General features: G+C 45.8%; 5 protein-coding genes. 1 reads left to right on the plus strand and 4 read right to left on the minus strand.

All coding sequences use genetic code 11. The annotated features are described in order from the left end of the window. The 4 genes from RMO35_RS06705 to RMO35_RS06720 form a co-directional block, all read right to left on the minus strand. Positions 1 to 1,031: DEAD/DEAH box helicase (locus RMO35_RS06705; protein WP_309739517.1), on the minus strand; the 1,031-nt coding region annotated here is incomplete at its 3' end. A gap of 218 nt (positions 1,032 to 1,249) precedes the next feature. After that, complete coding sequence (locus tag RMO35_RS06710) at positions 1,250 to 2,131, minus strand: hypothetical protein (protein ID WP_309739518.1); 882 nt, start codon at positions 2,129 to 2,131, stop codon at positions 1,250 to 1,252. Between the two features lie 65 nt (positions 2,132 to 2,196). Continuing rightward, positions 2,197 to 2,652, minus strand: a complete 456-nt coding sequence (locus RMO35_RS06715) for a PIN domain-containing protein (RefSeq protein WP_309739520.1) — start codon at positions 2,650 to 2,652, stop codon at positions 2,197 to 2,199. Continuing rightward, positions 2,649 to 2,933 (minus strand): hypothetical protein, encoded by a 285-nt coding sequence (locus tag RMO35_RS06720; protein ID WP_309739522.1) that lies wholly within the window; start codon positions 2,931 to 2,933, stop codon positions 2,649 to 2,651. The genes RMO35_RS06715 and RMO35_RS06720 overlap by 4 nt, the downstream gene beginning before the upstream one ends. Before the next feature lie 167 nt (positions 2,934 to 3,100). Between RMO35_RS06720 and RMO35_RS06725 the strand changes: the two genes are divergently transcribed. Beyond that, a complete protein-coding gene (locus tag RMO35_RS06725; RefSeq protein WP_309739524.1) occupies positions 3,101 to 5,356 on the plus strand; it encodes a PhoD-like phosphatase in 2,256 nt (751 codons plus the stop codon). Positions 5,357 to 5,432 lie beyond the last annotated feature (76 nt).

Here is a 5,432-nt window from a genome sequence, read left to right on the forward strand (position 1 = left end):
CCGCCACCGCGCCTACCCGTGCGCCCCAAGCGTTGCAAAAATGCCGAAACCGTATCGGGTGCATTCGCCTGTAAAACGGCATCCAAATCGCCAACGTCGATGCCTAGTTCCAAAGTCGAAGTACAGACGATGCAATTATTATGCCCATTGGCAAACCGCTCTTCCGCCAGCGTCCGCTCCTCCAACGCCACCGAACTATGATGGATAAATACATCGATGCCGCGATTTTGCATCGCTCCAGAAATTTCCTCAGCCAGAGCGCGACTCTGACAGAATAATAGACTCTTTTTCCCCTGCGCCAACAGACTCGATCGATTGGCGATATCCGTCTTAGAATCCTGCATCAAGATCCGAATCTCTTTCTTACTATGCTCCTTCGGCGGATCGATCTTGCAGCGCGGACGTTTCGACGTGCCCTGCAACCAGTCCAGAATCGCGTCAGGATTGCCCACCGTGGCACTCAAACCAACTCTTTGGACATCATTGGCACTCACCCGGATTACCCGCTCTAGAACGGACATCAGATGCGCCCCGCGATCGCTCCCAGCCAGCGCGTGAACCTCATCGATTACCACCGCCCGTAAATCTGCAAACATCTGTGTATGCGGCACACTCGCCGACATCAGCATCACTTCCAACGATTCGGGAGTCGTCATCAACAGCGTCGCTGGCTGCTTGCGGAAGGCTTTCTTCTGGGCGGCTTTAATATCCCCATGCCACAGAAACCGACTCAAACCGAGCATCTCTGTATACATCCCCAATCGCTCGGCTTGATTATTCAACAATGCCTTAATCGGCGCGATGTAGAGTATCCCCACCCCCTGCGGTTCCTTCTCTACCATCTGCGCCAATAGCGGAAACATACTCGCCTCTGTCTTGCCCCCAGCCGTCGGCGCGAGGACGATCGTATTATAGCCATCGAGGATCGCATGACTCGCCAGCTCTTGCACTGGGCGAAGGGAAGTCCAACCTAAGCGGGAAGTAATAGCGGATTGCAATCGATCGGGAAAACGGGAAAAAGCAGATGTCATAGTTATAATCGGGGGAAGCTAGAACTTCAAAGTGGTTGAAACCACTCCTGATGATGCAAAGTCTGCCTATGCAGACTAGGTTTAATTTAGTCCGCGTAGGCGGACTTTGCAACACAAGCCACGATTTCAATCGTTAACATTCCCACAACAAGCACCCAAAAAACTTTGCATGAGTATTTAGGCTCACCCGATCCAACTGCTTCTCGTAATAATTAATTTTACCAGTAATCGTAATTGGCTTTATTTATCCGTGTAATATTTCCTTGTGCTTGTCGATATTCTTGTTTTGATATTGTAATATTATTTTCAACTATTCGCTCGATTGCATTTGTTTTTACAAGATAATCTTTGATTTCTCGATCGATTCCAAGAATTTGGCGTTCCCATTTTTCAAAGAACAACCATTCATCAGCAGTAAGAGGGCGATGTCCGATGAAAGTTAATGAATTGGTTGTCATTTCTGTGTACGCGACTAAAACAGGATATTCATACTCTTGTCTTTGTTGTACGATAATCCATCCTCCAAAATCACTAGGAAGATAGATGAAATTAATGAAAATTATATTTCCACTGACGATTCGATCGTAACCAGAGATAAGATTAATGTGAGGATTAATTTGATGCTGAGGAAGTCTGGTTATCATATTCATATTATTTGTATGATATGAATCCATTGAATTTTCTAAAAAAGAGTAAGGTTCACCAGTATAAGTTGGAGTGAAGCGATCTGCAACTGACTCAAACGGTAGAATATCTATGATTTTCGCTTGGACTGAAATTTGAATGGAGCAAGGCATTCTATGGTAATCATCGGATTTTTCAGTTATCTCAATTTGAATTAGTCCAGACTGAAATATTTCGTCTGGCTTTTCAGAAAACCAAGTTGAGATAGAAAAATCTGGTTTGTATATAAGCCAAAGCTTCGCTCCAATATCGATCGATCCTATTCGATCGGGGTCGCAGGTCAAAGAAAAGTTATAATTTTGCTCGAATATTTCTAATTCAGCTATACTTGTCTGAGGGGATTCTGAATCATCTTCCTCATTCAACCAAAAGTATTGACATTCCACAAATGTCTCTAATTGTGCCCAGCTTTGCATAAAATTAATATCTGCTTGTAAAAGCTTTTAGCTTATCGATCTCGTAGCGTGCCGTAGGCAATCGATTATTGATTCAGAGTGATATTTTGCCACAGATCGGCTCGAACGAATCTAGATAAATGACCGACATTAGTCGTGGCAATGACAACATCTGCAACATTCAAAGTCATTGCTTGCGCTGCTAAAATCATATCGCCATCAATAGTTTTGTCACCTGCCGTGGGTTGTCCTTGTTGACGAGCCTCTGCCCAAAATATAGCGGCTTGTCTCATCGCCGCAGTTGTGATGGGTAAATATTCTACCAATTCAATTAATTCATCTAACCGCTTAATCCCTTTAGCTTTATTCGATCGCAATAATTCCCGCCGAACTTCGTAGTCAGTTATTTCTGGAATGATGACTCGAACACCTGCGGTGGAAATAGTTTGAATCCAGTTGGTACAAGCAGCACTCGCAGGAGATCGATTGGGGTTAGTAATTAAACCAATTGGCCCTGAATCTAGTAAAACGACTTGACTCACCAAGTTACACCCTTTAATTCATCAGGAAATAACTTACGATCGGATAGTCGATCTTCATCTAGAGCCTGAATCAAATATTCACCCGTCTCTTGCTGCTCTTGCGTGTCATCTTCATCTATCCATGACTGAAGTAGATTAACCAATTTAGTTGACTTATTTTGAGGTGAAACACTCTCTGTCAAAAGTTTTAGAGCATAAGCTTCCATCGAAAGACCTTGCTCTTTGGCTACTCGATCGAGCTGTCTCTCTATCTCTAGCGGAACGTTAAGGGTTATTGTCATCTCGATCTTTAGAACTACACTTTTACATTTTATCCTGTCAAATAACGATCGAGTGATTATCCGGTCGAGATACTCTGTAGACTGCTTGTAATCTTACCAATACACGATCGAGTTTCGCGGCAATCGTAAAGTAGCTAGAATAACGATACCAGTCATCATCATTCGGTATGGTTAATCCGCCAGCATTAGATCTCGATCGATTGCCGCTCGTTTTGGCAGGGCCGATGTTGCGGCATACTACGACTGAGAGCGTGACGGTGTGGCTGGCTTTGCGGTTGCCAGCGCGGGTATCTTTGCAGGTATATAGTACTCGCGATCGGGGCCAGACGATCGATCTCCCGATCGCCACTGGTAGCCGGAAAACAGTCACCGTCGGTACCTCGCTCCACATCGTCACCGTCACCGCGACTCATCCTGATGGCAAAGCATTAAATCGGGGTGAAATCTATGCTTACGATCTCGAATTTACCGTCGGTGAAACTAAATATAATTTAGCGACGGCACTAACTGCGGACGAATATCCGTCGGTATCGATTAGTTATTTCCGCCATGAGCTGCCAACTTTTGTCTTGCCGCCGCTCGATCTCAATCGCGTTAAAATTGCCCACGGTTCCTGTCGGAAACCCCACGGTGACGGAGAAGATGCCCTCGCCATTCTCGATCGCATTTTAGCTACCAATGCCGAGACACCCGATACTCGTCCCCAACAGTTATTTTTGACGGGAGATCAAATCTATGGGGATGATGTTGCCAGTCCTCTGCTCTGGGTGGCGACGCAGTTAGGGGAATTGATTTTGGGCTGGTCGGAAAAAATTCCGATGGGGACGTGGGATCGACCTCGATATAGTACGCTTCAGGAATTGCCCAGCGGCGCACGGGGCGAGATCGCGACGAAATTGGGCGGGTTTACTGCTGGCTTAAACCGCAAGCGTGAGAAGGTGAACAGTCATCTGTTTGGATTGGGCGAATATTGCGCCGCTTATCTACTCGCTTGGTCGCCGATAGTTTGGCCGCAACAGCTCCCTAGTGCGGCACAAATAGGTTGTGAGGATGTCAAATCAGCCGCTGCCTGGGATCGAGAAGTGGCGGATATGCACAGCTTTATTGCGTCCCTGTGGGCTGTCCGTCGCGTTTTGGCGAACATTGTCACCTATACCATTTTTGACGACCACGATGTCAGCGATGACTGGAATCTCAATCAGGCGTGGTGTCTGCGGGTACTCGGCAAACCGCTGGGGCGGCGAGTTGTCAGCAACGCGTTACTCGCCTATAGTTTATTTCAAGCTTGGGGTAATACGCCTGCCCAATTCGAGCCAGAGATGAGCGGTTATCGGTTGTTTGGCTGGTTGGCGGAGTTGATTTATACCCAGGGCTATGATGAAGGGATCGAATGCGAAATCGGTCGATATGTGGGATTGCCACCCCGTCAACCACATTCTAATTTACCCGAATTTGAACTTGATGGCGCGGATCTAATTTTAGCTCGCGATCCGCAAGCTTTGACTTGGCACTATGCGATCGATTGTGGTGGCTATCTGGCGATTGTTTGTGATACTCGCACTCACAGAGGTTATCCCCAAGCTGCCAAATTAACTGCGGCTCCCCGATTATTGAGCAAGTCTGGATTGAATGCTCAAATTACTAACTACTTAAATTCAGAGTCCCAAGGCAAAGAAATATTGATTATTTTGCCGACTAATTTATTCGGACTCAAAGCGATCGATTGGGTACATCATTATCAGCTCCGTCATGGTAAAACTTTTGCAACCGATCTGGGTGATGCTTGGAATATTCGCCTCGATGCAGTGGCAGAATTACTCGACTGTGTTGCGCGGACTCGCGATCGCGCGATCGTCTTGACTGGCGATATTCATTATGCCGGAGCGATGGAGTTTTCCTATCGCGATCGCGCCAATAATTTAACTCACATCGTTCAATTCACTGCCAGTCCCTGCAAAAATCAAGAGGTCTTAACTAAGCTCCTGCAAAGTAAGATCAAAGCATGGTTATTACCAGAGCTTAGGCGAACTTGTGTCGGTACATTTACACCACCCCTGATGCAATGGCAATCTTTTCTATCGCCGTTCCGACACCGAGATTTTCAACCAGATTGGTGGGGTAGGTTACGCTTAGTCAGATCCAAATCGATTAAATTAACTAAAAAGACAGCTATCAATAGTAATATTTTAGTGCGATCGGCTCAATTAATTCGGAGATATTTTTATCGTGGTGGCGAAGTAATTGGCTTTAATAATGTCGCGATCGTTAGTTGGCAACAAGACGAGCGGGCGATCGTTGCCATTCAAGATGTCTACTGGATCGCGGTTAACCAGATTGGAACTTCCACTCCCACAATAGATGCCCCACTATCGATCGCCAGATACCAAATTGCGATCGATCTAGTAAATCGAAAATGTAGATAAGTTAGTTCTAATTTACACTTCTACTCAGTACCGAGCTAATATATTGATTTAAACTCACTGCTTCTGCTTCTGCTTT

It is taken from the genome of Chamaesiphon sp. OTE_20_metabat_361, from assembly GCF_031364565.1.